Source organism: Mycobacterium sp. NGS63 (assembly GCF_059812295.1).
The window spans coordinates 386,898-409,719 of the sequence record NZ_JCALCJ010000004.1; the positions used below are offsets into that span (position 1 = coordinate 386,898).

The 22,822-nt window shown below is 71.6% G+C and carries 22 protein-coding genes and 1 pseudogene; 7 read left to right on the plus strand and 16 right to left on the minus strand.

Going from position 1 to position 22,822, the window contains the following annotated elements; translation table 11 throughout:
* Window positions 1-15: 15 nt before the first annotated feature.
* Window positions 16-2,169 (minus strand): MMPL family transporter, encoded by a 2,154-nt coding sequence (locus AC5Y4Z_RS12430; protein ID WP_499964072.1) that lies wholly within the window; start codon window positions 2,167-2,169, stop codon window positions 16-18.
* A gap of 66 nt (window positions 2,170-2,235) precedes the next feature.
* Between AC5Y4Z_RS12430 and AC5Y4Z_RS12435 the strand changes: the two genes are divergently transcribed.
* From AC5Y4Z_RS12435 to fni, 3 genes are read left to right on the plus strand one after another with little or no spacing between them, the layout of a single operon-like run.
* Complete coding sequence (locus AC5Y4Z_RS12435) at window positions 2,236-2,736, plus strand: MarR family winged helix-turn-helix transcriptional regulator (RefSeq protein WP_499964074.1); 501 nt, start codon at window positions 2,236-2,238, stop codon at window positions 2,734-2,736.
* Window positions 2,737-2,758: 22 nt separating this feature from the next.
* Complete coding sequence (locus AC5Y4Z_RS12440) at window positions 2,759-3,262, plus strand: TspO/MBR family protein (RefSeq protein ID WP_499964076.1); 504 nt, start codon at window positions 2,759-2,761, stop codon at window positions 3,260-3,262.
* The gene (fni, locus tag AC5Y4Z_RS12445; protein ID WP_499964078.1) at window positions 3,259-4,302 is read left to right on the plus strand and encodes a type 2 isopentenyl-diphosphate Delta-isomerase; all 1,044 of its coding nucleotides are present in this window, start codon (window positions 3,259-3,261) and stop codon (window positions 4,300-4,302) included. The genes AC5Y4Z_RS12440 and fni overlap by 4 nt, the downstream gene beginning before the upstream one ends.
* 100 nt (window positions 4,303-4,402) lie before the next feature.
* On the opposite strand, the gene AC5Y4Z_RS12450 is transcribed toward fni, so the two are convergent.
* From AC5Y4Z_RS12450 to AC5Y4Z_RS12500, 11 genes and pseudogenes are all read right to left on the minus strand, one after another.
* The gene (locus tag AC5Y4Z_RS12450) at window positions 4,403-4,918 is read right to left on the minus strand and encodes a MarR family winged helix-turn-helix transcriptional regulator (protein ID WP_499964080.1); all 516 of its coding nucleotides are present in this window, start codon (window positions 4,916-4,918) and stop codon (window positions 4,403-4,405) included.
* Window positions 4,919-5,021: 103 nt separating this feature from the next.
* Window positions 5,022-5,330, minus strand: a pseudogene (locus AC5Y4Z_RS12455) (DUF2784 domain-containing protein); the annotation flags it as partial.
* Between the two features lie 39 nt (window positions 5,331-5,369).
* Window positions 5,370-6,365, minus strand: coding sequence for a Rieske (2Fe-2S) protein (locus AC5Y4Z_RS12460; RefSeq protein ID WP_499964083.1), 996 nt, complete (start codon window positions 6,363-6,365; stop codon window positions 5,370-5,372).
* Complete coding sequence (locus AC5Y4Z_RS12465; RefSeq protein ID WP_499964085.1) at window positions 6,362-7,882, minus strand: FAD-dependent oxidoreductase; 1,521 nt, start codon at window positions 7,880-7,882, stop codon at window positions 6,362-6,364. The genes AC5Y4Z_RS12460 and AC5Y4Z_RS12465 overlap by 4 nt, the downstream gene beginning before the upstream one ends.
* Window positions 7,879-8,604 (minus strand): class I SAM-dependent methyltransferase, encoded by a 726-nt coding sequence (locus tag AC5Y4Z_RS12470; RefSeq protein ID WP_499964087.1) that lies wholly within the window; start codon window positions 8,602-8,604, stop codon window positions 7,879-7,881. The genes AC5Y4Z_RS12465 and AC5Y4Z_RS12470 overlap by 4 nt, the downstream gene beginning before the upstream one ends.
* On the minus strand, window positions 8,591-8,902 hold the full coding sequence (locus tag AC5Y4Z_RS12475; protein ID WP_499964091.1) for a lycopene cyclase domain-containing protein: 312 nt from the start codon (window positions 8,900-8,902) through the stop codon (window positions 8,591-8,593). Before AC5Y4Z_RS12475 ends, AC5Y4Z_RS12470 begins: the two co-directional genes overlap by 14 nt.
* A complete protein-coding gene (locus tag AC5Y4Z_RS12480; protein ID WP_499964093.1) occupies window positions 8,899-9,222 on the minus strand; it encodes a lycopene cyclase domain-containing protein in 324 nt (107 codons plus the stop codon). The genes AC5Y4Z_RS12475 and AC5Y4Z_RS12480 overlap by 4 nt, the downstream gene beginning before the upstream one ends.
* A complete protein-coding gene (locus AC5Y4Z_RS12485; protein ID WP_499964095.1) occupies window positions 9,219-10,166 on the minus strand; it encodes a phytoene/squalene synthase family protein in 948 nt (315 codons plus the stop codon). Before AC5Y4Z_RS12485 ends, AC5Y4Z_RS12480 begins: the two co-directional genes overlap by 4 nt.
* Window positions 10,163-11,680 (minus strand): phytoene desaturase family protein, encoded by a 1,518-nt coding sequence (gene crtI, locus AC5Y4Z_RS12490; RefSeq protein WP_499964097.1) that lies wholly within the window; start codon window positions 11,678-11,680, stop codon window positions 10,163-10,165. The genes AC5Y4Z_RS12485 and crtI overlap by 4 nt, the downstream gene beginning before the upstream one ends.
* Window positions 11,681-11,699: 19 nt before the next feature.
* Window positions 11,700-12,836: a polyprenyl synthetase family protein gene (locus AC5Y4Z_RS12495; protein WP_499964099.1), complete on the minus strand. Its 1,137-nt coding sequence runs from the start codon at window positions 12,834-12,836 to the stop codon at window positions 11,700-11,702.
* Between the two features lie 204 nt (window positions 12,837-13,040).
* Entirely contained in the window at window positions 13,041-13,592 is a 552-nt protein-coding gene (locus AC5Y4Z_RS12500; protein WP_499964101.1) for an STAS domain-containing protein, read from the minus strand.
* 199 nt (window positions 13,593-13,791) lie between these two features.
* On the opposite strand from AC5Y4Z_RS12500, the gene AC5Y4Z_RS12505 reads away from it, so the two are divergent.
* From AC5Y4Z_RS12505 to AC5Y4Z_RS12515, 3 genes are all read left to right on the plus strand, one after another.
* The gene (locus tag AC5Y4Z_RS12505; RefSeq protein ID WP_499964103.1) at window positions 13,792-14,505 is read left to right on the plus strand and encodes an Rv1815 family serine proteinase; all 714 of its coding nucleotides are present in this window, start codon (window positions 13,792-13,794) and stop codon (window positions 14,503-14,505) included.
* Between the two features lie 67 nt (window positions 14,506-14,572).
* Window positions 14,573-15,256, plus strand: a complete 684-nt coding sequence (locus tag AC5Y4Z_RS12510) for a phosphodiesterase (RefSeq protein WP_499964105.1) — start codon at window positions 14,573-14,575, stop codon at window positions 15,254-15,256.
* 6 nt (window positions 15,257-15,262) lie between these two features.
* The gene (locus AC5Y4Z_RS12515; protein WP_499964107.1) at window positions 15,263-16,345 is read left to right on the plus strand and encodes an NAD-dependent epimerase/dehydratase family protein; all 1,083 of its coding nucleotides are present in this window, start codon (window positions 15,263-15,265) and stop codon (window positions 16,343-16,345) included.
* A gap of 1 nt (window position 16,346) precedes the next feature.
* On the opposite strand, the gene AC5Y4Z_RS12520 is transcribed toward AC5Y4Z_RS12515, so the two are convergent.
* On the minus strand, window positions 16,347-17,702 hold the full coding sequence (locus AC5Y4Z_RS12520) for a TIGR01777 family oxidoreductase (protein ID WP_499964109.1): 1,356 nt from the start codon (window positions 17,700-17,702) through the stop codon (window positions 16,347-16,349).
* A 51-nt stretch (window positions 17,703-17,753) separates the two neighbouring features.
* Here AC5Y4Z_RS12520 and AC5Y4Z_RS12525 point away from each other — a divergent pair, with 51 nt between their 5' ends.
* The gene (locus tag AC5Y4Z_RS12525) at window positions 17,754-19,019 is read left to right on the plus strand and encodes a PE family protein (protein WP_499964111.1); all 1,266 of its coding nucleotides are present in this window, start codon (window positions 17,754-17,756) and stop codon (window positions 19,017-19,019) included.
* Between the two features lies 1 nt (window position 19,020).
* On the opposite strand, the gene AC5Y4Z_RS12530 is transcribed toward AC5Y4Z_RS12525, so the two are convergent.
* From AC5Y4Z_RS12530 to AC5Y4Z_RS12540, 3 genes are all read right to left on the minus strand, one after another.
* Entirely contained in the window at window positions 19,021-20,244 is a 1,224-nt protein-coding gene (locus AC5Y4Z_RS12530; protein ID WP_499964113.1) for a glycosyltransferase family 4 protein, read from the minus strand.
* A gap of 103 nt (window positions 20,245-20,347) precedes the next feature.
* Complete coding sequence (locus tag AC5Y4Z_RS12535) at window positions 20,348-21,928, minus strand: 1,4-alpha-glucan branching protein domain-containing protein (protein WP_499964115.1); 1,581 nt, start codon at window positions 21,926-21,928, stop codon at window positions 20,348-20,350.
* Window positions 21,925-22,713 (minus strand): class I SAM-dependent methyltransferase, encoded by a 789-nt coding sequence (locus AC5Y4Z_RS12540; RefSeq protein ID WP_499964117.1) that lies wholly within the window; start codon window positions 22,711-22,713, stop codon window positions 21,925-21,927. Before AC5Y4Z_RS12540 ends, AC5Y4Z_RS12535 begins: the two co-directional genes overlap by 4 nt.
* Between the last annotated feature and the right edge of the window lie 109 nt (window positions 22,714-22,822).

The following is a 22,822-nucleotide window of genomic DNA, read 5'->3' on the forward strand; positions in this document are numbered from 1 at the left end:
CGTTGAGGAGCTTGGTCACGGTGTCTCCGTTGACGTTTGGCGGGCCGGCCACCAGATGCGCTCGCCGATGAGGGCGAACAGCGCGGGTATGACCAGGGTGCGCACGACGAAGGTGTCGAGCAGGATCCCGAGGCCGACGATGATGCCCAGCTGCGTCAGCACGATCAGCGGCAACACCCCCAGCACGCAGAAGACGGACGCCAAAACGACTCCCGCGCTGGTGATGACGCCGCCGGTGGCCGACACCGCGCGGACCATGCCGTGCGAGCCGCCGTGGGCGGTCGCCTCCTCGCGCGCGCGGGTGACCAAGAAGATGGTGTAATCGACGCCGAGGGCGGCCAGAAACAGGAAGGCGAACAGCGGGGTGCCGTTGTCCAGCGCGGGAAAACCGAAGGCGTGCACGCTGGCCCAGCCGCCGAGGCCCAGCGCGGCCAGCGCGCCGAGGATCGTCGCGGCGAGCAGCACCGGCGGCGCCAGCGCCGAGCGCAACAGCACATACAGGACGGCCAGGATCACGCCCAGGATGGCCGGGATGAGCAGCCGCCGGTCGTGCGTGGCGGCGTCCCGGACGTCCAGCGCCTGCGCGTCGGCCCCGCCCACCAGCGCGTCCGGGGCGACGGCCCGGGTCGAATCCCGCAGGGCCGCCACAGTTTTGAACGCCCGCTCGGACGACGGCGGCGCGTCGATCACGACGGCCCACTTGGTCAACCCGTCAGGCGACCGGCCGGTCTCGCCCGCCGACACCACGCCCGGGGTGGAGCCGATCGCCCGCTGCACCTGGGTGGTCCGGTCGGTGGGGGCGACGACGAGCGTGGGGCTGGCCGTGCCGCCGGGGAAATGCGCGGCCACCACGTCGTAGCCGGACACCGAATCCGCGCGGACGCGAAACTGTTCGGTCTGCGACAAGCCGATTCGGGTGCCCAGCAGGCCGGTGGCCAGCGCACCCAGCACCGCGATCGCGACCACCGCGACCACCGCGGGTCGGCGATTCACCCATTCGGCGATGCGGTGCCACGGCCCGGAATCCGGGCGGGCGCCGCCGTCGGCGCGGGGGATGAAGGGCCAGAACAGGCGCCGGCCGCACAGCGCGAGGACCGGCGGCAGCACCACCAGAACCGACACCGCGGCGACCACCAGCCCGCACGCGGCCAGCGCGCCCAGGCTGCGGGTGCTCGGCGTCGACGCGAACAGCAGCGTCAGCAGCGCCAGCACCACGGTGGCGTTGCTGGCGACGATGGCCGGCGCGGCCATGCGCACGGCCCGGCGCAGCGCGTCACGATGGTGCGACTCGGGCGCGCCGTTCCCGCGAGCGCCCGTGTTTGTACGCGACGCGCCGGTGATTGTTGGCATTTTGGGGGCTCTCGGCGGCAATGAACTTTGCCCATGCCGCGAAAGTTCTTGCCGGTAGCGGGAAATCAGCAGCAGCGCGTAGTTGGTGCCCGCCCCGAACACCAGCACGCTGGTGATTCCCGAGGTGGATCCGTCGAAGCTGAGCCCGGTCAGACCCGCCACCGCGGTGCCCACCGAAGTCGCGACCCGGTCGGCGAACCCGATCACCAGCAGCGGGGCCAGCCACAGCACCGGCGAGCGGTAGGTGGCGATGAGCAGCAGCGCCACCACCGACGCCGTCACCGCCAGCAGCGTGACGTTGGCGTTGGTGAACGCGTTGGCGATGTCGGCCCCGAACGCCGGCCCGCCCGTGATGTGGGCCCGCAGGTCTGCGGGCAGCCGGTCGGCGGCGGCGGTGCGCATGGCGGCGACCGCGTCGTCGAGGGCCAGGCCGGACAACTCGGCGCTCACCGACGCGATGCCGATGGCGGCCTTGCCGTCGGCCGAGACCCGCACCGGTGCCGCGCCGGGCTGTCCGGACTGTGCCGCCGTCCGCTCGAGGGCCGCCTGCGCGGCGCCGACGTCCGCGGGGTCCAGCGCCGCGCCGTCGGCGCGGTTGACCACGACGATCAGCGCAGCCCGGTCACCCCCGGGAAATTCGCGGGCCAGGGCGTCGACCTTCGCCGAATCGGAGGACGAAGGCACCGACTGCGGTGCCTGGCCCGCCGCCGTGTTGCCGCCGATGAGCACCATGAGGCCAATACCCAGCAGGACCGCCGCCAATCCGGGCAGCCAGGAACGCCGGCCCGTCACGGCGGCGGCCAGAGCGTCCCATGCCACGCCCACAATCCTTTCAGTCACTTAACCATTAATCAAATTAACGATCGGCTGGTACGCTCGGAGTTGATGACGGGTGGCACCGAACGTGCGCGGCTCGAAGCGCTGATCGCGGCCGACGCGCGTGCCCTCACCGCCGAATCCGACCAGCTGGGTCGCGCCTTCGCCGCGGTGTATCGATTGCGCCCCAGTGATTTTCGCGCCCTGCTGCACGTCCTGGTGGCCGAGACTTCGGGCACGCCGATGACCTCGGGGGAGCTGCGCCACAAGATGGGCCTGTCCGCGGCGGCGATCACCTACCTCGTCGAGCGCATGATCAACTCCGGTCATCTCCGGCGCGAAACCGATCCGTCGGACCGCCGCAAGGTCATCTTGCGCTATGCGAAACGGGATCTCGACATGGCCGGCGACTTCTTCGTCCCGCTGGCCGCTCATACCCACGCCGCGATGGCGCAGTTGCCCGACGCCGACCTGACCGCGGCCCACCAGGTGCTGACCGCGGTCATCGACGGCATGCGCGGCTTCGGCAACGAAGTTCGCGTCTTCGGCGCGGACGTGGGTACCACATAACGGTGAACGTAAAGGATCCTCGATGCGCATTTCCACTCTGATCGCCACCTCCTTAGGCGTCGCGGCGGCCTCCACCGTCGGCGGGCTGGCCACTCGCCCGGCGGTTCAATCGATCTGGTACGAACGGCTGCGCAAGCCCGCGTATCAGCCCCCGCGGATGGTGTTCCCGATCGTGTGGCCGGCGTTGTACGCCGACATCGCGGTCGTGTCGGCGACCGCGGTCGACCGGCTGCGCGACACGCGGAACGGGCCTGCGCTGCGCACCTATGGGTTGTGGCTCGCGGTCAATCTCGTGCTGAACGCCGGCTGGTCGTGGTTGTTCTTCAACCGACGCCGGCTGGCGGCGGCGGCCGGCCTGAACGCGGCGCTGACGCTCAGCAGCGCCGACTTGGCCCGTCGCGCCATCGCCGTCCGTGGAAGGCGCGCCGCGCCGCTGATCCTCTATCCCGCGTGGTGCGCATTCGCGTTCGTGCTGTCCACCCATATCTGGCTGCTGAACCGCGGCCGCCGGATCGAGGTGTCATGACGGATGGCCCCGGCGGCATGACGGCGCGCAAACGCCGCCACATCGACGTGTGCCTCGACGGCGACGTGGGCTACGCGCGCGTCACAACGGGCTTGGAGCGACTCCGCCTGCCCTACAACGCCTTGACCCAGACCAGCCTGGACGACGTCGACCTGTCCACCGAGTTCCTCGGCGCGCGGTTGCGGGCGCCGGTTCTCGTGGGCGCCATGACCGGCGGCGCGCAGTTGTCGGGCACGATCAACCGCAATCTGGCCGCCGCCGCGCAACGACTGGGCGTGGGCATGATGCTGGGTTCGCAGCGCGTCATGCTCGACAGCGTGCTGGGGGAGCGGGCCGCCGGAAGCTTCGCCGTCCGCGACGTGGCGCCCGACGTGCTCTTGTTCGGCAACATCGGCTTGTCCCAGTTGACCAAGGATGGGCTGCCCGACATCGTCCGTGCGCTCGACCGGGTGGGGGCGAATGCGCTTGCGGTGCATACCAATCCGCTGCAAGAGGCCATCCAGGACCACGGCGACACGGACTTCGCCGGCTCGCTGGACCGGCTGCACGACCTGACCGACGCGCTGGGCTACCCGGTGCTGCTGAAGGAGGTCGGCCACGGAATCGGTGCGGCGGCGGTCGCCGAGTTGCTGCGGTTGACCGGTGAGCCGCCGGTGGCGGCGATCGACGTGGCGGGCGCCGGCGGCACGTCGTGGTCGCGCGTCGAGCAACTGGTGCGCTACGGCGAAATCCGCTACCCCGATCTGGCCGAGTGGGGCATACCGACCGCGCAGGCGATAGGCGAGGTGCGCGCCGGGCTGCCCGGCATTCCGTTGGTCGCCTCCGGCGGGATCCGCACCGGCATGGACGCGGCCAAAGCGCTCGCCCTGGGCGCCGACGTGGTGGCCGTGGCCCGGCCGCTGCTGCGCGCGGCGACCGAGTCCGCGGACGCGGTGACGGCGTGGCTGCGGCGATTCGTCGACGAGCTGCGGATCTGTCTGCACGGGTGCGGCGCGGCCGATTTGCGCGCGCTGCGCGACGCCGGCGTCATACCGACGTGAGGGCGAACGCATGGCCGTGACTTTGGCTGGGGCAGCGGGGTTCGCCGCGACCGGCGGCGTGGGCCGCGGTGCGGACCTGGTCGAGCGGCGCTTGCCGGTGCTACCGCGGGGTTTTGGCGGGCGGGGCGGTGAGGTCGTCTTCGAAGGTTGACAGCGCCGCGATCATCGCCATGAAAACCCGGTGCGCGGCGGCGAGGTCCTTGTCGTTCAGGTCGGCCATGGCCGCGCTGAGATGATCACGAAGCGGCCTGAAGAAGCCCTGCGCCAGCGTCATGCCGCTTTCCTCGTAGCGCAGCAGCCATTTTCGCCGGTCCTCGGGGTCGGGCTCGCGCCGGATGTGGCCGGCCTCGATCATCCGGTCGACGAGGTAGGTGATCGCGGCGGGTGACACGTCCATGCGCTGCCGCAGCTGCGCCAGGGTCAGCGGCTTGCCCGCGGTCTCGCCGACCATGATGTGCAACAGGGCGTGGAAGTCGTTGCTGCTCACGTCGTTCGTCCGCGCGAAGTGGCGGCCGATGCGGTCGGATTGGGCCGTGATCGCCCGCATGTCCGCGGACAACTGTCGCTCCAGCTCGGCCCGGTCGGGCGGTGGATCTTGTGTGCGGCGCTTGGTCACCTACCCGCATCCTTCACTCCGACACCTATCCGCGCGCGCGTCGAAAACCCGACACGATCACCGCGTCTGGGCGAACCATACCCGAGCACCCGCAGCGCCGGCGTCAGGTGCGCCGGCCCCCTCGGGCCAGGGCGACCCAGGAGACGGCGGCGGCGGTGAAGGCTAAGGCCTGGGCGGCGCGGGTGCGTCCGCGCGGATAACAGACGCCGGCGACGTAGCGGCCGACGAAACCGGTTGCGGGCAGCGGGTTCATTCCGGAGCGGGCGCGCGCCCAATTCTCCAGCGAGGTCAGCGGGCACGGCCGCCGTAGCGTCACGACGGCCACGCCCCAGCACACGGCCGCCACGTGCAGCCACGCGGTGTGCGGCCAGCGCAGCGCCAGAAACCCGCCGCAGGGCACGTAGAGCAGGTAGGCGACGTGCGCCCCGCGGTGAGCACGACGGCCGGCATGTCAGCCGCCCGTTCGGACCCGATAGCGGCGTTCGGCGTAGGCCAGATCGTCGCGCCACAACCGGGACGCGGCGTAGCGCATCAGCGGCGTGATCAACGCACCCGCGTGCCGCGCGGCCCGGAAGCCCGGGCGCGGCGAAGCGGCGATGGTCGCCTCGATCACGGCGACGCCCGGGCGCCCGTCCGACCCGAGACCGGTTGGCGTGGCATGGGTTTCGACGACGCTGCCCGCCCCCTCGCCCTCGACGATGCGCATCACCACGGTGCGCGCCTCGGGGGCGGTGAATTCGGCGATCACGGGCACACCGAAGCGACCCATCCGGAAGGTGACCGAGACGAGGAAGCGGTCGTCTTCCTCGGTCGGGTTGGTGAGCACCTCCAGGCGGGTGAACGAGTAGGGGTGAAACCAGGCGCCGTGCCACGGGTCGAGCCGGTTGGCGACGATGTCGCACGGTTCGCAGTGGCCGTCCACGCGGGTGACGGCCGTCAGGGTGTCGCCGGCGGGCCGCGGTCCGACCACCGGCTGGTCCAGCGGCTCTTCTCCGCCCACGGTATCGAGGCGCACCCAGGCCAGCGCGCCGTCGTCGTGGCCGGGCAACGGTTTCCAGCCGAGTTCACAGGTCTGCCCGTCGATAGCCAGCCCGTGCCAACGACAGAACAGCACGCCGCCGCGCACGAGTCCGGTTGCGAGGTCGGCGCCCAGGTGCGGGCAGGTTGCGGGGCCGACGCGCAAGCGCCGGTGCGTGTCCCGCCACGCGACCAGTTCGACGCCGCCGACGCGCGCGCCGAACGGGCGGCCGGTGCGCACGTCGCGGCTGGCCGCGAACACAAACCAGTTTCCGGTCGGGCGGCGCTCCGCCCGTTCCAGTGCGGCGTTGATGATCCCGGGCTTCGCGTCGCGGTAGGTGGGACGCTGCTGTGCCCATGCGACGCGCGGGATCACGCCGACGGGCCAGTCTTTCGGCCAGCGGCGGCGCAGTCGGTCGCCGACGCTCATCGGGGGCGCCCCTGCCGCTCGGCCAGGGCCCGCAGCAGCGCCGACCGCCCGCGGGTGGGAACCGTGCACAGTTGGTGGCCGGCCAGGCCCCACGAGCCCAGCAGGCGGTTGGCGGCCGACCAGCCGGTGGTCGCCGCGCGTTCCATCAACGCCACCGGCAGGTCCACGCGGATCCCGTCCCCGGCTAGCACCAGCCCGGGCTGCGGCGTGCCCACCGTCGGCCGGTGCGCGTAGGTCCCCGGCGCAAACAACGGGCAATCGGCGCGGCGCAGTTCGCGCTCGCAAACGACCCGCGCCGCGGCGGTTTCGGGATACAGCGCGTGCAGCCGCGCGACCGCCGCCGCGGCGGGCGATTCGGAACCGGCCGCATACGAGTGCAATTCGACGACGGAGCCCCGGTTTCGGTGGGCCCAGTCGGCGGCCTCGCGTTCGTAGCGCTCGAGCACGCTGACGTTGTCGACGGGCGGATGACCGGCGGTGCCGAGGAAGGCGGCCCGGTTCGCGTCGACGGGCCGGTCGAGCCACAGCCGATGAACCACGAACGGCGGCGCGATGCGCAGCCGGCGTATCCGGTCACGCCACGCGTCGTCGCCGAGCCCGGGCGAGGCCGTCACCACCCGCTGCAGTCCGCCGAGGTCGAGCGCCAGCACCACCGCGTCCGCGTCCAGGCGGTCGCCGGAATCGGTGTGCACCCGAAGGGTTTTGCTGCCGTCCCGGGTTATCCGGGACACCGCCGTACCGAGGTGTACCCGAACACCCCGGCCGCTCAGGTAGTCCCGCAGCGGATTCCACAGGCTCGCATCGAAGTTGGCGGTGGCGACGTCGAAGATCAGGCCCTCGCTGGAGCCGAGGAAATAGATGTGGAACATGGTCGCCAACTCGGCGGCCGACAATTGCGCCGGCTCGGCGAAGAAGCTGCGCGAGAACACTTCGAACGCGAGGTGACGCGCGGAGTCGGGAAAGTTGATGGCCTTCAGGAACGTTTCGGCGTCGATGTGGTCGAGCCGTCGGTAGATGTCGGGAACCGAGACCGCGGCCAGCGGGGCGGCGGCGCGGGCGTTGATGCGCGCGAGGTCAGCGAGCCGAAAAGTCGGGCTGCGCAACGCGAATGCGAGCGCGCTGTACGGCGGGGTGCGGGGCAATCCGCGAAAGCTGTCGCGGCGCCCGGCACCGTCGATCAGCGGATAGTCGCGGACGGGGGCGAGCATGCGCAGCTCGGGATCGACCCGGCGCAGCAGGGCCCGCAGGTTGTAGTACTGGCGGAAGAAGGCGTGGAAGCCGCGGTTCATCGCCAGCCGGGTGCCACCGTGGTCTTCGGTCCAGCCGCCGACCCGGCCGCCGAGGTAGTCCTGGCGCTCCAGGACGTCCACGGCGATCCCCCGTTCGGCGAGCCCGGTCGCGGCGGCCAGGCCGGCGATTCCCGCACCGACGACGACGGTGTGCGGCCGCGACGACAGCGCGCCCGCGTTAGGTGAGCCCGGCGGCGCCGGGTGAATCTGGCGGCGGCGGTCCATCATTCGGTCGCCTCGCCGCGAAAGGTGTGCACGACGCCACGTTCCCAGCCCGGCATGGTCTGGGTGCGCACGGCGGCGAAGCCGGCATCACGCAACCGCCTCTCGAACCGCGTCGCCCCGTCGAAGGCCAGAACGCTGCGCCACAGGTGCCGGTACAGCGTGGTGTCGCGGGTGCGCCACCACCCGGCCGGGATGATGATGCCCCAGCACACGGCGTGCCAGACCAAAGTCGCGGCGCGGGAATCGCGCACCGAGTACTCGTGCACCGCCAGCACGCCCCCCGGCCGCAGCAACTCGCGGAAGGCCCGCAGTTGCCGATCCGGGTCGGCCAGGTTGCGCAACAGGTAGGCGGCCAGGACGGCGTCGAACGGCCCGCGGATGCCGTGTTCGGCCAGTTCTTCGACGCGCGCGTGCACGAACCGCACCGACGACGGCCACGTCTTTGCCGTTGCCGCATCGAGCATTCCGTGCGACGCGTCGACGGCGACGATCTCGGCCTCGGGCGCCGCGGCCAGCAGCGCGGCCGTCGACGCGCCGGTGCCGCAGCCCGCGTCGAGCAGGCGCAAACCCCGGCCCCGTCCCGGCAGCCGCATGCGGCGAGCCGACAGGCCCAGCCCCGCATGGTAATTGGGGTTCGCGCCGACCAGCCCGTCGTAGGCCGCCGCGCCGCCGTCGAAGGCGTCGGGCACCTCGGCGCGGGGCAGACCCGTTTTACCGATGCGCACGCTGGCGCTCCCACAACAACAGCACGGCGGTCACCAGTGCGAAGCCGAATAGGAAGTCCTCGACGGGGATGTCGAACGGAAACCGCACGCCGCTGGTCTGCCTCTCGTCGTAGATCACGATCGGGGCGCTGCGTTTCGTCAGCCAGCCGTCGACGGGGACCTGAAAGCCGAGCACGATCAGCATCGACAACCAGTAGGCGGGCCGGCGGAACAGCCCGGTGTGCAACACCGCGAGCTCAAGCGCGCACACCGCCAAAACCGAGGCGATCGCCGGCGCGGTGTAGCCGAGGCCGGTCACCGTCGCCGGGCCCGATCGAGGATCGCCGTGACCGCGTTGTAGGTCAGTAGGGCGCACAGCGGGATCACCACGAAGAACAACACTTCCTCGATGGGGATCCCGAACGGGATGCGGATTCCGGTGATGTAGTCGCCGTTGTAGGTCCACACCCGGGCGGCGATCGCCACCGCGTCCCAGAGGAGGAACAGCGCCGCGACCCCGAACACCGCGCGCGCGATCCGCCGCGGGTGGCGGTAGACCCCGGCGCCGAAGAGCTCCAGCGGCGCCGTGACCGCCAGGCACAGGCCCAGCAGGATGAGGTATTGCCATCGGTCGATCACGCCGCACCGGGCCTTCGCTGCTCGGCGATCCGCACCCGCCACGACCGCACGAGCGCGCCGCCGGCGACCCGCAGCCGTCGCGCCGTGCCGACGGTGGCGCGCCGGGTGAACACCGAGAAGTCGCTGTCCTCAATGCAATCGAGGATTTCGGAGTAGAGCGTCAACGCCGTCGCCACGCAGGGGCGCGACCGCGGCGCCAGCAGGGCGATGCCGCGCTCGGCGAAACGGTAGACCTCGCGGGTGAGGTGGTGCTGGGCCGCGAGCGCGGCCCGCACCCTTACGTCGGTGCGCCGGTGGTCCTGGCACCACCGCATCAGCGCGCGGTCCACGCCGAAGGCGGCGAGTTCGTCGGCCGGCAGATAGATCCTGTTGCGCATCAAGTCCTCGTCGACGTCACGCAGGAAGTTGGTGAGCTGAAACGCCCGGCCCAGCGCCGCGGCGTACGGCGCGGCCTCGTCGGCGTCGCACACGGTGCCCAATATCGGAAGCATCTGCAGCCCAATGACTTCCGCGGAGCCGTGCATGTAGCGGTTGAGCGCTGGCCGGTCCGGATAGTCGGTGACGGTGAGGTCCATGCGCATGGCGGCGAGAAAGTCCTCGAACAGGTCCGCGCTGATCCCGTAGCGGCGCGCGGTGTCGTCGACCGCGGCGAGGACGGGCTCGTCGTGATGCTCGCCGCCCGCGAAGAACCGCTCCGAAAGCCACCGCAGCCGCTCGGCCCGCACGGAGCCGTCCAGCGCCGGGTCGAGCTCGTCGAGGATGTCGTCGGCGTGGCGGGCGAAGCCGTACAGCGCGTGGACCGCCGGGCGCTGGTCGGGGGCCAGCAGCCGGGTGGCCAGGAAATAGGTGCGGCCGTGTTCGGCCGCGATCTGACGGCAGCGCCGATAGGCCGCGCGCAGGCGCGCATCCTCGATCCCGGCGGCGTCCAGCTCCGTGCGGATCATCGCGATCGGGCCTTCAGGACGAGGGTTGTCGTTGTCGCCCCGGCCATCCCGGTGATGCGGTCGGCGGCCAGCCGCCCGGAGATCAACGTGGTCGGTACCCCGACCCCGGGCAGGGTCGACGACCCGGCCAGCACCGCGTTGTCGATGCCGCGCACCGTGTTGGCCGGCCGGAACGGCCCGGTCTGGGCGAACGTGTGGGCCAGCGCGAACGGCGTGCCGGCCGCCATGCCCTGGCGGGCCCAGTCGGCGGGGGTGTCGACGTGCAGCAGCCGGGCGTCGTCACGCAGCCCGGGCAGCAGCCGGTCCTGCACGACGTCGAGCAGGGAGTCGGCGTAGGCGCCGCCGATGCGCGACCAGTCGATGGCGCGGCGCGACAGGTTCGGGGCGGGCGCCAGCACGTAGAGCAGGTCGCGCCCGGCGGGCGCCAGGCGCGGGTCGCCGGCCGTCGGCCGGGTGACCAGCAGCGAGGGGTCGGCCATCAGCCGGCCTGAGCGGACGATGTCGGTGAACGTCTGCTCCCAGGCCGAGCCGAAAAGGATGGTGTGGTGGGCGCTTTGGGGCGGCGCGGCGCTGCACCCGACGTGCAGGACCACCGCCGAAGGCGCCGCGCGCAGCGGGACGAGACGGCGCGGTTGCCGGCCCAACAGCCGATAGGCCTGCGGCAGCTCGGTCGTCAACACCACGGCGTCGCAGGCAATGCGGTCGTCGTCGGTGCGCACGGCGGTGATTCGCTCGCCGCTGCGTTCCAGCGCGGTGACCGTCGACCCGTAGCGGAACCGCACCCCGGCGTCGGCGGCCGCGGCCGCGAGCGCGTCGGGCAGTGCCCGCGCCCCACCACGCGGAAAGAACACGCCCGCGACCGTGTCCATGTAGGCGATCACCGCATAGACCGCCAGGGCGTGCTGCGGCGCCACCCCGGCGTACAGCGACTGGAAGGTGAACACCCGGCGCAGCCGGGGGTCGCTGAGGTGGCGCTTGACCATCGTGTCCCAACGCCGGAACCCGCCGAGCAGCACCAGCCGCGCCAGCTGCGCGTTCAGCAGCGACAGCGGGGAGTCGAAGTTGGCGGCGATGAACCCGTCGAACTCGGTGCGGTACAAGCGGTTCAGCCATTCACGCAGCCGCAGGTACCCGTCGGCCTGTCGCGGGCCGGCGAATTCGCGCACCGCGGCGGCCATTCGGTCGGCGTCGGTGTGGACGTCGATCGTGCTGCCGTCGGCGAACATCGCCCGGTAGGCGGGATCGACCGGCAGCAGTTCGAGGCGTTGCGAGGCGGTTTCGCCGACGGCGGCGAACGCCTCGTCGATGAGGTCGGGCATCGTGAGCACCGTCGGACCGGTGTCGATGCGGTAGCCGTCGATATCGCGGCGGCCCGCCCGCCCGCCGGGCCAGGGGTGCCGGTCGAGGACCGTCACCTCCCGGCCGCGGCCGGCCAGGTGCAGCGCGGCGGCGAGCCCGGCGAATCCCGCGCCGACCACCACGACGTGGTCGGTGCGCCCCCGCACCGTCTTCATCCGTGGCACCCCATCGCGCTCATGCCGCCCACCGCGTGCACAGGCCGGCCATGTCGGCCAGCGCGGTCATCAACCGGTGATCAATTGCGCTGCGGTCCAGCGCTTGTCGAGCCGTCCCGATGCGGTCGGCGATCATCTCCTCGATCCAGCCCACGGCGCCGGTCGCGATAATCAGGGTGCGCCAGTGATCCAGCGCGCAATCGTCGAGCCGATCGCTGCTCATCAGTTCGCGGAATTGCCGCCGCGTGGACGGGTCGGCCAATTCGTGGGCGGCCACCACCACGCTCGTGGCCTTGCGCTCGATCAGGTCGGTGCTGTTGGGTTTGCCGGTGGTGGCGGGCGATCCGAAGATGCCGAGGATGTCGTCGCGCATTTGAAACGCCTCGCCGACGGCGCAGCCGTAGTCGCCGAGCGCGGCCAGCGTGTGCCCGTCGCACCCCGCCATCGCGGCGCCGATCTCCAGGGGCCGGCGCACCGTGTAGTTGCCCGACTTCAGCCGGGCCACTTGGAGGACGCCCTGCAGCGTTGGAAGGTCGCGCACATCGATTGCGAGATCGGCGAATTGGCCGACGGCGAGTTCGGTGCGCATGGCATCGTAGCGCGGCCAGACCCGGGTGAGGTGGACGCGGGGCAGGCCGCTGTCGCGCAGCATCTGCTCGGCCCAGATCAGGCAGAGGTCGCCGAGCAGGATGGCGGCCGATTCGCCGAACCGCCGCGACGAGCCGGACAGCCCGCGGCGGCGATGCCAGGCGGCGAATTGCAGATGCGCGGCGGGGCGGCCCCGCCGCGCATCCGAATCGTCCATCACGTCGTCCTGCAGCAGCGCGAAAGCGTGCAGCAGCTCGAGGCTGGCGGCCGCCGACAGCGCGGCGTAGCTGGGCGGAGCGCCGCACAGCCAGCCCAGGTACATGAAGGTCGAGCGCAGACACTTGCCGTCGCTGACGAACTCCATCAGGATGTCGCGGGCGACGTCGACGCCGCAAGGGCCCAGCTCCTCGGCGCAGCGGGCGTCGACGAACGCGCCGACCGACGCCAGCACGGCCCTGCGGAATCCCGTTCGCCAGGTTTCCCATTGGTCCCCGGCGAGCAGGTACGCCGGGCCCGTCGGCGCGGTCTCGGAGAGGCGCACCCTGGCAAGCGGGCGCACAGCTTCCACCGAACCCTCCCTCGCGAGGTCGGTCCGCCGCCGACTCGAACGGCTCAGGTTCACGCGCTGATACCCCTTTGGCGAGTAAACAAACACCGGTCGGCGGCCCGCCCGGCCCGCCGGCATGCGGTTAAGTTATTGAAACATTAACTTACTGAATTATCTGCGGATCCGCCAGTGGGACGCCGTAAAACCGCGGACGGCCGGCGCGCCTCAAGAGGAGATGGCGTGAACGTGGCGCTGCTGGCGGTTGCGGACCATGTCGGACAGGAATCGGCGCCGCGCCCTGACGATGTCCTCGATGAGTTGCAGGGCCTCGGCCACCGATCCGACGACGGGCAGGCCATGGTCGTTGACGATGTGCAGCAGCGGACGGATCGCGGCGCCGGTGACCACGCTGCAGTGCACCCGGGCCTGCTGATGCTCGCGGTTGAGGACGAGCAACGCCCGAAAGCCGTCGATGCTCAGGAATTCCAGGTGACTCAGGTCGATGATCAACGGGGTCTTCAGGCGGGCGAAGCGGCGGATCGCCTGGGCGAACTGGTGTGCGTTCGATGCGTCGATCTCGCCGTCGACGCGCAGGACGGTGCCCAGGCTGCGCGCATACACGTACAGTCGCGCGCCGTGGAAGTCGGTCATGTACCGGCAGCGGTCCGGTGAATCGGTGGGGCGTTGAGTAGTCATGTGGTGCGCCGATCGGCCGTGGTGAGGGGAGTGCCGGGTGCGCTGCGCGCCGGGCTCCAGGACGTTCAGCTGTGAGCTCAACCTGTTACGAGACTAGTGCGGGCGCCGGTCGCTGCCGGGTCCGCGGCCACGAGGGGCACGAAGTCTTCGTTTTCTGGCCCCGCTGGGGGACCGGCGATTCGCTTGGCGGCCAGCGGGGCCGGCGGCCGTTTCAGGGTGCCGCCAGCGGGTACGTCGCCGCCACCCTGACCCGTACGAATGCGAGGGGCGGTGTGGCCCAATGGAAGCGATGCGTGACCGCTGCTGTCGATTGGTGATCGCGTGCGCGCTCGCGGTGATCTGGTTCGGCGCCTCCCCGCGGGCACATGCCGATGCCGGGGTGACGGTTTTCCCCGGCATGCAGATTCGCCAGGGCGACACGTTGTGCATGGTGGGGTTCGTCGAAACGCGCCTGCGGGTCGCGCTTTCCAGCGGTCAGTGTGATGGCGGATCGCTGGTGACCGACCGGGACAAGCGCCTCGTGGGCGCGGTGGTGCTCGCCCGCCGTCAAACGGCCGATGACGCGATGGATGCCGCGGTGCTGCCGGTCGAATACGAGGTCATCGCGCTCGCACCGGGCGTGGCCGCCACGGACCAATTGCCGACCGGACGCCATTTGCACGAGGCGTCCACCCTGCGTGTGGAACAGGGCCTCCCGGTGTGCCAATTCCGCATATCCGCCGGCCAACGGTGTGGCACGGTGGGCGCGGTCAGCAATGGCCGATTCGCCATCGCCGACATGACCGTCGACAACCGCGACTGGGGCGGCCCGGTGTACGCCTTGACCGACCGCGGCGCCGAGACGGCCGGGTTGTTCGAGGGCATGTGGGGAACGGCGCCGTCGATGGAGTCGTGGCAGGCGGTCATGCGGCAGCTCTACGCCGACAGCCGCGCGCGGGGGGAGCAACCGCATCCGACCCAGGTGCGGCTCGCCGGCTGGGTCGGGCATACGTAAACGTCCGGGGGCGCAAACGGATTCGCGCTCGGGGTTTCCCCCGGCGAAGAACGGGAACCCGTGGCCGGTGAACGTTTCCGGTCTACTCGACGTCGCGGCCAAGCCGTTTCAATGGGGGGCGGCCCTGCGCGGTCACCGGGTTTTCCATCCGGTGGGCGTGTTGGCCGAGGGCTTCGTCGAACGCGTCGCCCCCGCGGCCGACGGGCTGCCCCTCCCGTCGTCCGGGGTCGTCGCCCGGGTCTCCAAGGCCACCGGGACACCGGGCGCGCTGCCCGACTTCATCGGGCTCGCCATCCGGGTCGCACCCCAGCAGGTGGCCGCGACGCCGTGGGACATCCTGCTCGTCTCCGCGGGATCGGGCGTGCTGGCGAGGGCCGCGGCGCTGCGGCCGGCGCTGTCGTGGAGCGGCCAGACGCTCACCAGCCTCATGCCCTTCCGCTATCACGGGGGCATTTGGTGGCTGCGGGCCCGAAGTGACGGCCACATCAACGGATTTGGCCTCTCGCTGGACAGCGTCCGCGGCGCGATCGACGGCGGCGGCATCGAATTCGCGATCGACCAGGCCCACGGCAGGTCCGATTTCACGCCGCTGGCCCGGCTGACGCTGACCGGCGTTCGCGACCCCGACCCGGACGTGTCGTTCGATCCGGTCGCCAACATCGCGCCCGGGCTGAGCCTCTACCCGCAGTGGCTCGCCGACCTGCGCACCCGCGCCTACCGGCGCAGCCGCGACGGGCGGAACGCGGAGTAGCCGCCGATGCCCCCGAAACGCCTGGTGATCACCGGAGCCAGCGGCAACGTGGGCACCGCGCTGCTACGCCGCCTCGCCGCCGACGACATCGACTACGACATCGTCGGCATCGCACGGCGAGAACCGCCGCCCGACGGCATCTACCGCTCGGCCGCCTGGCATCAGCTGGACCTGGCCGCCGCCGGCGCGGAAGCCCAGTTGCGCAACATCTTTCGCGGCGCCGACTGCGTGGTGCATTTGGCATGGGGATTTCAGCCCACCCGCAACACCGGTTATCTGGACGCCGTCGGCATCGACGGAACCGCCGCGGCGCTGAGCGCCGCGCATGCCGCCGACGTGCCCCACCTGCTGCACATGTCGTCGGTGGGCACCTATGCCGCCGGGCGCTACGGGCGCAAGGTCGACGAGTCGTGGTCGACCGCCGGCGTGCCCTCGTCGGCCTACAGCCGCGCGAAGTCGGCGGCGGAAAAACTCCTCGACGACTACGAGGCGCGCCATCCCGCCGGGGTCGGCGTCACCCGGATGCGGCCGGGCTTGATCATGCAACGCGACGCCGCGGCCGGATTGCGCCGCTACACCCTGCCCGCCTACGTCGATCCCCGGTGGGTCCGCTGGCTGCCGGTGCTGCCGATGGACCGCGCGCTGCGGGTGTCCATGGTGCACGCGGACGACGTGGCCGATGCCTGCGCCAGGGCGATCGAGCGTCGCGCGCTCGGCCCGTTCAACCTTGCCGCCGAGCCTCCGGTGTCCCGCGATGACATCGCGGGGGTGTTGGGGGCGCGGCCGGTTCATGTGCCGGCCGCCGTGCTGAAGCTCGTGGTGGACGCCTCGTGGCGGGTGCGCCTGCAGCCCATCGACCGCGGTTGGCTCGACATGGCCTTCGCGCTGCCGTTGCTGGCGACGGACCGGGCGCGCGCGGAGCTCGGGTGGTCCCCCCGCTGGGGTTCCGTGCAGGCCCTCGCGCACGCCGTCGACGGGATGGTGCACGGAGCGGGAACCGCCAGCCCCGTCCTTCGTCCGCGGTCCTTGTTCGACGCGCTCGCCCGCGACGTGTCGAAGGGGCCACTCACCACGCGGCGCGTGCCGTGACTCAGCGCGGGCGCCCGAGCAGGTGACGCAGGGCCGGTTCGAGATCGGGCCGGCGGAACCGATGCCCGGCGGCGGTGAGCGCGCCCGGAACCACCCGTTGGCTGGCGCAGGCGAGTTCGCGGGCGCCCTGCCGTCCGAGCAGCAGCCGCGGGCCCACCGACGGTATGGGTAATACCGCGGGCCGGCGCAGCACGTGGGCGAGCGTGCGGGTGTACTCGCCGTTGCGGACCGGTTGCGGCGCAACGGCATTCACGGGCCCCGACAGGGTGGTGTCCCACAGCGCGCGGTGGTAGACATCGACCAGGTCGTCGATCCCGATCCACGATAGCCATTGCCGGCCGTCGCCGAGCCGGCCGCCCAGCCCCGCGCCGAACAGCGGGCGCATCAGCCTCAGCGTGCCGCCGCGGGGCGATTGCACAACGCCGGTGCGCACGCGCACCACCCGGACTCCGGCCGCCTCGGCGGTCGTGGTCGCGCCCTCCCACTCGGCGACCACGTCGGCCAAAAAGCCGTCGCCGCGGGCGGTGTCCTCGGTGAGCGGCTCGTCGCCGCGGTCGTGCCCGTAGTAGCCGATCGCCGATGCGGAGACGAACACTGAGGGCGGTGGATCGGTGCGGCCCGCCAGCTCGGCCAGCCGGCGGGTGGGCCCAATCCGGCTGTCGCGGATGGCATTTCGGTGCGCGTCGGTGAAGCGGCCGGCGATCGAGGCGCCGGCCAGATGGATCACCGCGTCGACCCCCGCGAGCAGCCTTGGGTCGGGGTCGTCGGGATCCCACCGTCGTTCGTCGTCGCCGCCGACGGAGCGGCGCACCAGCTGGATGACGCGATGGCCGCCGGTGCGCAGGAACGCGGTCAACGCCGAACCGATCAGCCCCGACGATCCCGTCACCGCGACGGTCATCGGGCCCAGGCCGTGCTCGGCGGCCAGCCGATGCGCGGCGAGGTCGTCGGCCAGCTGTCGGTGGCGGTAGGCGAACATGGGCCGCAGCAGCGACGCGGGCACCGGGGTGTCGACGCGGTCGGTGACCCGGGTCCGGTCGCCGTCGACGTCGTCGAACTCGTGGGTGTGCCGCCACCGCACCGCGATGCGCGCCGGCAGGGCGGCCGGGCCGTCGCCGCCAATGGCGTCCACGAAACGCCGTGGGGGATCGTAGGAATCCGCTTGGTGTTCGGCCACCCAGCGCAGGCCGCCCGGCAGCGCGAGGACGGCGCGTCCGTCCTCGAGCGAGGCGGCCTCGGTGAGCACGCGCAGCGGTTGCCACGGCGGCGACAGCCGGTTGAAGGCGCCCGGTCTGGCATGCCAGGCGAAGACCTCGGTGCGCGGCGCGTCGACGACGCTCGAATATTCCAGCCCCATGTTCTCGACGTTATCCGGCGCCACCGAACTCCGCCTGGCTACCATTCGCCGATGGCGTACGTGATCGCCGCGTCCGAGGCCATTGCCGTCGCGTCGGAGGACCTGGCCGGGATCGGCCAGGGCGTCCAGGGTGCGCTCGCCGCGGCGGCGCCCTCGACGACGGGAATCGTCGTGGCGGCCGGCGATCAGGTGTCGGCGGCCGTCGCGGGCGTGTTCGGCGGCTGCGCCCGGGAATTCCAGGTGCTGAGCGCGCAGGCCGCGGCGTTCCATGCCCAGTTCGTGCGGGCGTTGGGCGCGTCCTCGGCGGCGTATACGGCGGCTGACGCGACGAACGCGACCGCGCTCGCGGGTACCAGCGCGCCCAATTACGGCGTGACCGGGGTCCGGCAGGGGTTCTCGATCCTGAACATTCCCGTCGGCCCGTTTTCGTTCTTCGGTTACCAGTTCGGTCCGTTCAACTTCCCCGCTCCCGCGCGGTGGTACTTCCCGACCCAGGCGGACGGTTCCGTGCACGCCAACGACGTCATCTATCTGCAGCACGGCTTCGGGGTGACCGGTTGGTTCTACGGCCCGCTGGCCGCGCAGCTGGCGGCGCAGACCGACAGCATCGTGGTCACTCCCACCCTGCCGTTCATCCCGCTGCCGCTGGGGCTTTGGCTGGGCGGCGCGAGCATGCAGCAGGGCGTGGCCTCGTTGTTCCTCGGCAACGAGGCGGCGCTCAATCTCAGCGCGCAGTGCGCCGGCTACCAGGGCACGCTGCCGCAGAGTTTCTTTTTGGCCGGACATTCCGCCGGCGGCGGCCTCGCCACGATCGCCGCCGGTGACTACGTCGCGGACCTCGGGGCGAACACCGCCGCCAACCACCTCGAAGGCGTGGTGATGTTCGACGGGGTGGCAAACAACTCGGCGGCCTTCGCGGCGTCGATCGCCGAGCTGAAGACGTTGGACATCCCCGACTACGTGGTGGCCGCGCCGCCGCAGGCGTGGAATGCGTTGGGCGCCACCACGAATCAACTGGTCAGCCTGTACCCCGGGCAATTCGTCGGGGTCGAGCTCGCGGGTGGCTCGCACGTCGACTCGATGCTGGGCGCCAACCCCGTCACCGACTTCGTCCTGCAACTGGTGACCGGGTTCTCCCCGCCGGGCAACACCGCGGCCGTGTACACGCTGTCCACGGGCTGGATCAACGACATCTTCACCGGGCACGGCCCGACCGATCCGATGTACGGCATCTACGGGCCCACCGGCGGTTACGTGCCGCCGGGCGGGCAGCAGATCATCCTGGGCCCGGCCACCGGGATCGTGCTGCCGGTGTGAATTACCGGTCCGGCAGCGCGTGCTCGACGATGGGCATGCGGGGGTGTGGCTGTCGCTCGCCGCGCTTGGCGGCCAGATAGACCTGCGCGGTTTCGGCGGCCACGGTGTGCCAATCGAAATCGGAGGTGAGCCGTTCGCGGGCGGCGTGGGCGCGCCGCTGCGCGGCGCCCGGGTCGTCGAGCACGCCGCGCACCGCCGAGGCCAGCGCCGCCACGTCGCGGGGCGGGCACGAGACGCCGGTCTGCCCGTCGATCACCGCCTCGCCCAGCCCGCCGATGTTGGAGGTCACCAGCGGGGTGCCGGCCGCGGCGGCCTCGAGGGCCGCGAGCCCGAACGGCTCGTAGTGGCTGGGCAGCACCGCGGCGTCGGCGCGATGCAGCACCGCGAGCAGCCCGTCGTGGTCGAGGTGCCCGACGAACCGAATTGCCTTGAGCACCCGGTGTTTACGGGCCTGCTGGGTGAGCCAGTCGAGCTGGGTGCCCTCGCCGGCAATGGTCAGGGTGGTGCCGGGGTGGGTGCGCCGGATCCGGGGCAGCGCCGCGATGACGTCGTGCACACCCTTTTCGTATTCGAGGCGCCCGAGGTAGAGCAGCTCGGCGGGTCCGGTGCGCGGCCGGCGGGCCGCGAACGGCCAGCGCGCCGCGTCGATGCCGTTGCGGATCACGATGGTCTCGGCCAGGCCGGGGCCGAACAGCTCGGTGATCTCGTCGGCCATCGACGCCGAACATGTGATCAGCGAGTCGGATTCGCGCACCAGCCACGACTCGACGGCGTGCACCTGACGGCTGACCGCCCCGCTGACCCAGCCGGAGTGCCGGCCGGCCTCGGTCGCGTGGATCGTGGAAACCATTGGCACGTCGAAGAATTGGGCCAGCGCGATGGCGGGATGGGCCACCAGCCAGTCGTGGGCGTGCACCACGTCGGGGGTGAAGTCCAGCGACAGCCCGGCGCGAATCATCGCGTGCCCCATCGCCAGGGTCCAGGCCATCATGTCGTTGCTGAAGGTGAACTCGTGCGGGTCCTGCGCGGCCGCGATCACCCGGACGCCCTCGCTGAACTCGTCGGACGACGGGTGCGTGCTGGGATCGGTGCCCGTCGGGCGGCGCGACAGGACCACGACCTCGTGGCCGGCGGCGGCCAGCGCGGTCGAGAGGTGATGCACGTGTCGGCCCAGCCCGCCGATCACCACCGGCGGGTACTCCCACGACACCATCAAAATTTTCACGCGCGCGCCCGCCCAGTTCGTCGCGACCGTCCCCAAAATGCCAACGGTGACCGGCGTGTCGTGTGCAGACACGGGCGCTCGCGGCAGAAGGGGAGGCGGGAACTCACCGGGGCAGCCTACGCGCATCCAGGGCGCCGAACAGGCCGTCCGCCCGATTCCACCCGTCTGCCAGCCGTTGCGCGGCGTCGCGACGACCCGAGGCCAGGGCCCCGGCGATCTCGCGGGTGGCGTGCGCGTGCAGGTGGGCGCGGTAGCGGGCGTAGTCGGCGGCGGAGTCCTTGCTCACCATGAACGGCCAGTCGCTGGAGACGGTGAGCAGGGTCTCGCGCAGGATCTGGTCGGCGACGTGGTCGCGGGGCAGCGGCCCGTCCAGCGACGCGTTCTGCGACAGCGCCTTGTCGACCGTGCTCAGCGCGGTGTCGACCACCTCGGTGTTGAGCTGGACCAGGTCGGCCACCTGCTCTCCGGCCCACACCTGCCAGTCCTTGCCCGAACCCCACGAGCTGGCCGGCAGCGCGACCGCGTCGCCGACGAACCCGGCGTCGATCGCGTCGCGCAGCGTGCCCACCCGCACCCCGGCGGCGGGCAGGGCGCGCAGCACCCGCGCCAGCCATGTCGGGCCCTCGTACCACCAGTGGCCGAACAGCTCGGTGTCGAAGGCCGCGACGACGTGGGCGGGCCGCCCGATGCGCTCGGACTCGCTGGTCAACCGGTCGCGGACGACGTCGACGAAGTCGGCGACGTGGGCGTCGACCGCGCCGTCGGCGCGCTCGGGATCGTAGGGCGCCTTGGCCTCCGAGGGCACGTTGCGGCCGGTGACGCGCGCCGGCTTGAGGCCGGTGAGGTGGTCGTAGGTGTGGAAGTCGCGGTAGGCGGCGTGGCCGGGGTAGCCCGATTTCGGCGACCACACCCGGTAGCTGACCTGCAGGTCGCGCCCGAACGCGACCACGCCGGTGTCGCCGACGGGACGGCCCAGCGCGGTGTCGCCGTGCAGCGACGGGCCGTCGACCATGAAGTGGCCGACCCCGGCGGCCGCGTAGTCGCGTTCCAGGCCCGGGGCATACGCGCACTCGGGCGCCCAGATCCCGGTCGGGCGGTGGGCCAGGCGCGCTTGAGCGTCGGCCAGGCCCTCGCGCAGGGCGAACTCGCGCAGCCGCGGATTCAGCAGCGGCTGGAACGGGTGGGCCAGGGGGCCGCCGAGCAGCTCCACGGTCCCCGCGTCGATCAGGCCGCGCAGCAGCGGGCTGCCGCCGTGGCGCCACAGGGTGGCGAAGTCCTCGAGCGCCCGGTCGGCCTCGGCGGATTCGCGAATACCGAAGGCGCGCAACGCTTCCGGCGTGCACGACTGGTAGTCGGCCGACTTCGATCTCGGCGCCGAGCGCACGCTGGCGGCCTCGGCCGCGCGCAGCCGCCAGTTGGCCAGCCAGCGGTGCATGCCGTCGAGGCAGTACGGGTCGTCGAGCTGGGCGTTGACCACCGGGGTGACCCCGAGGGTGAGCAGGCTGTGCCGGTCCTCGTCGGCCAGGGTGCGCAGCACCCGCAGCAGCGGCAGGTAGGCCGCCGCCCAGGACTGATACAGCCATTCCTCGCCGACCGGCCAGCGGCCGTGGTGGGCAAGCCACGGCAGGTGGGTGTGCAGCACCAGGGTGAACAGACCGGGCACCCGGCCCTGGGAATTGCTCACGGCCGCACCGCGACCGCGATGAGGTCCAGGCTGGCGTCGATGTCGGTGTCGAGGATGTCGAAGTCGTCGCAGCCGACCGAGGCGACGTCGGCCACCAGTTCGGGTGGCCACGGCGTGCCGCCCACCGCGTGGGCGATCTGGGCGTCGATGATCGACCCGCCGTGGCGGGCATCCAGCTCGCGCAGTCGCGGGCCGTGAAACAACCCGTACATTTCCACGCCGGCGAAGCCCGCCCCGACCAGCAGCTCGGTCAGCTCGGCGGCGTTGAGCTCGCGAGTGTGAAACGGGTTGACGGGGGTGTCGCGGCCGGGGGAGAAGGTGATCCGGTTGGGGGTGGACACCAGCAGCAGGCCCGACGGGCGCAGCACCCGGGCACACTCGGCGACGAATTGTGGCTGATCCCACAGATGCTCGATGACCTGGAAATTCACCACAACGTCGACCGACGCGTCGGGCAGCGGAAGCTCGGCGAGGTTGGCCTGCATGACCTCGACGCGCGGGTAGCGGCGTTGGACGTGGGCCACGGCGGTGGCGTCGTAGTCCACGGCGACCACGCGGCGCGCGACGGCGGCGATCAGGTCGGCGCCGTAGCCCTCGCCGCAGCCGGCCTCGAGCACGTCGGCGCCCGCGCAGCGCGGGGCAAGGCGCTGGTAGACGACCTGATGGCGGCGAAACCAGTAGTTCTCGATGTCCAGGTCGGGGATGGTGCGCTCGCCCGTCAGCGTCAGCACGGCTGCCTCCTCGGGGGAGGCGTGCGGGGGGACGTCGGACGGGTGTGCGCTCATGGCATAGGCAGGCTAACGCGAAGTGTCCGATTCGCGAACCGGGAACTGGGCACCCCTGCCGGGAGGGGCAGACGGGGCGAAAGAACCTGCCCTACTACCAGCTATGGTG

Bases quoted from the DNA above. Each gene is read 5' to 3' on its own strand.
- AC5Y4Z_RS12435 (WP_499964074.1), top strand. From the start codon at position 2,236: ATGACGGGTGGCACCGAACGTGCGCGGCTCGAAGCGCTGATCGCGGCC.
- AC5Y4Z_RS12440 (WP_499964076.1), top strand. From the start codon at position 2,759: ATGCGCATTTCCACTCTGATCGCCACCTCCTTAGGCGTCGCGGCGGCC.
- fni (WP_499964078.1), top strand. From the start codon at position 3,259: ATGACGGATGGCCCCGGCGGCATGACGGCGCGCAAACGCCGCCACATC.
- AC5Y4Z_RS12460 (WP_499964083.1), bottom strand. From the start codon at position 6,365: ATGAGCGTCGGCGACCGACTGCGCCGCCGCTGGCCGAAAGACTGGCCC.
- AC5Y4Z_RS12465 (WP_499964085.1), bottom strand. From the start codon at position 7,882: ATGATGGACCGCCGCCGCCAGATTCACCCGGCGCCGCCGGGCTCACCT.
- AC5Y4Z_RS12485 (WP_499964095.1), bottom strand. From the start codon at position 10,166: ATGATCCGCACGGAGCTGGACGCCGCCGGGATCGAGGATGCGCGCCTG.
- crtI (WP_499964097.1), bottom strand. From the start codon at position 11,680: ATGAAGACGGTGCGGGGGCGCACCGACCACGTCGTGGTGGTCGGCGCG.
- AC5Y4Z_RS12505 (WP_499964103.1), top strand. From the start codon at position 13,792: ATGGAAGCGATGCGTGACCGCTGCTGTCGATTGGTGATCGCGTGCGCG.
- AC5Y4Z_RS12515 (WP_499964107.1), top strand. From the start codon at position 15,263: ATGCCCCCGAAACGCCTGGTGATCACCGGAGCCAGCGGCAACGTGGGC.
- AC5Y4Z_RS12520 (WP_499964109.1), bottom strand. From the start codon at position 17,702: ATGGGGCTGGAATATTCGAGCGTCGTCGACGCGCCGCGCACCGAGGTC.
- AC5Y4Z_RS12525 (WP_499964111.1), top strand. From the start codon at position 17,754: ATGGCGTACGTGATCGCCGCGTCCGAGGCCATTGCCGTCGCGTCGGAG.
- AC5Y4Z_RS12540 (WP_499964117.1), bottom strand. From the start codon at position 22,713: ATGAGCGCACACCCGTCCGACGTCCCCCCGCACGCCTCCCCCGAGGAG.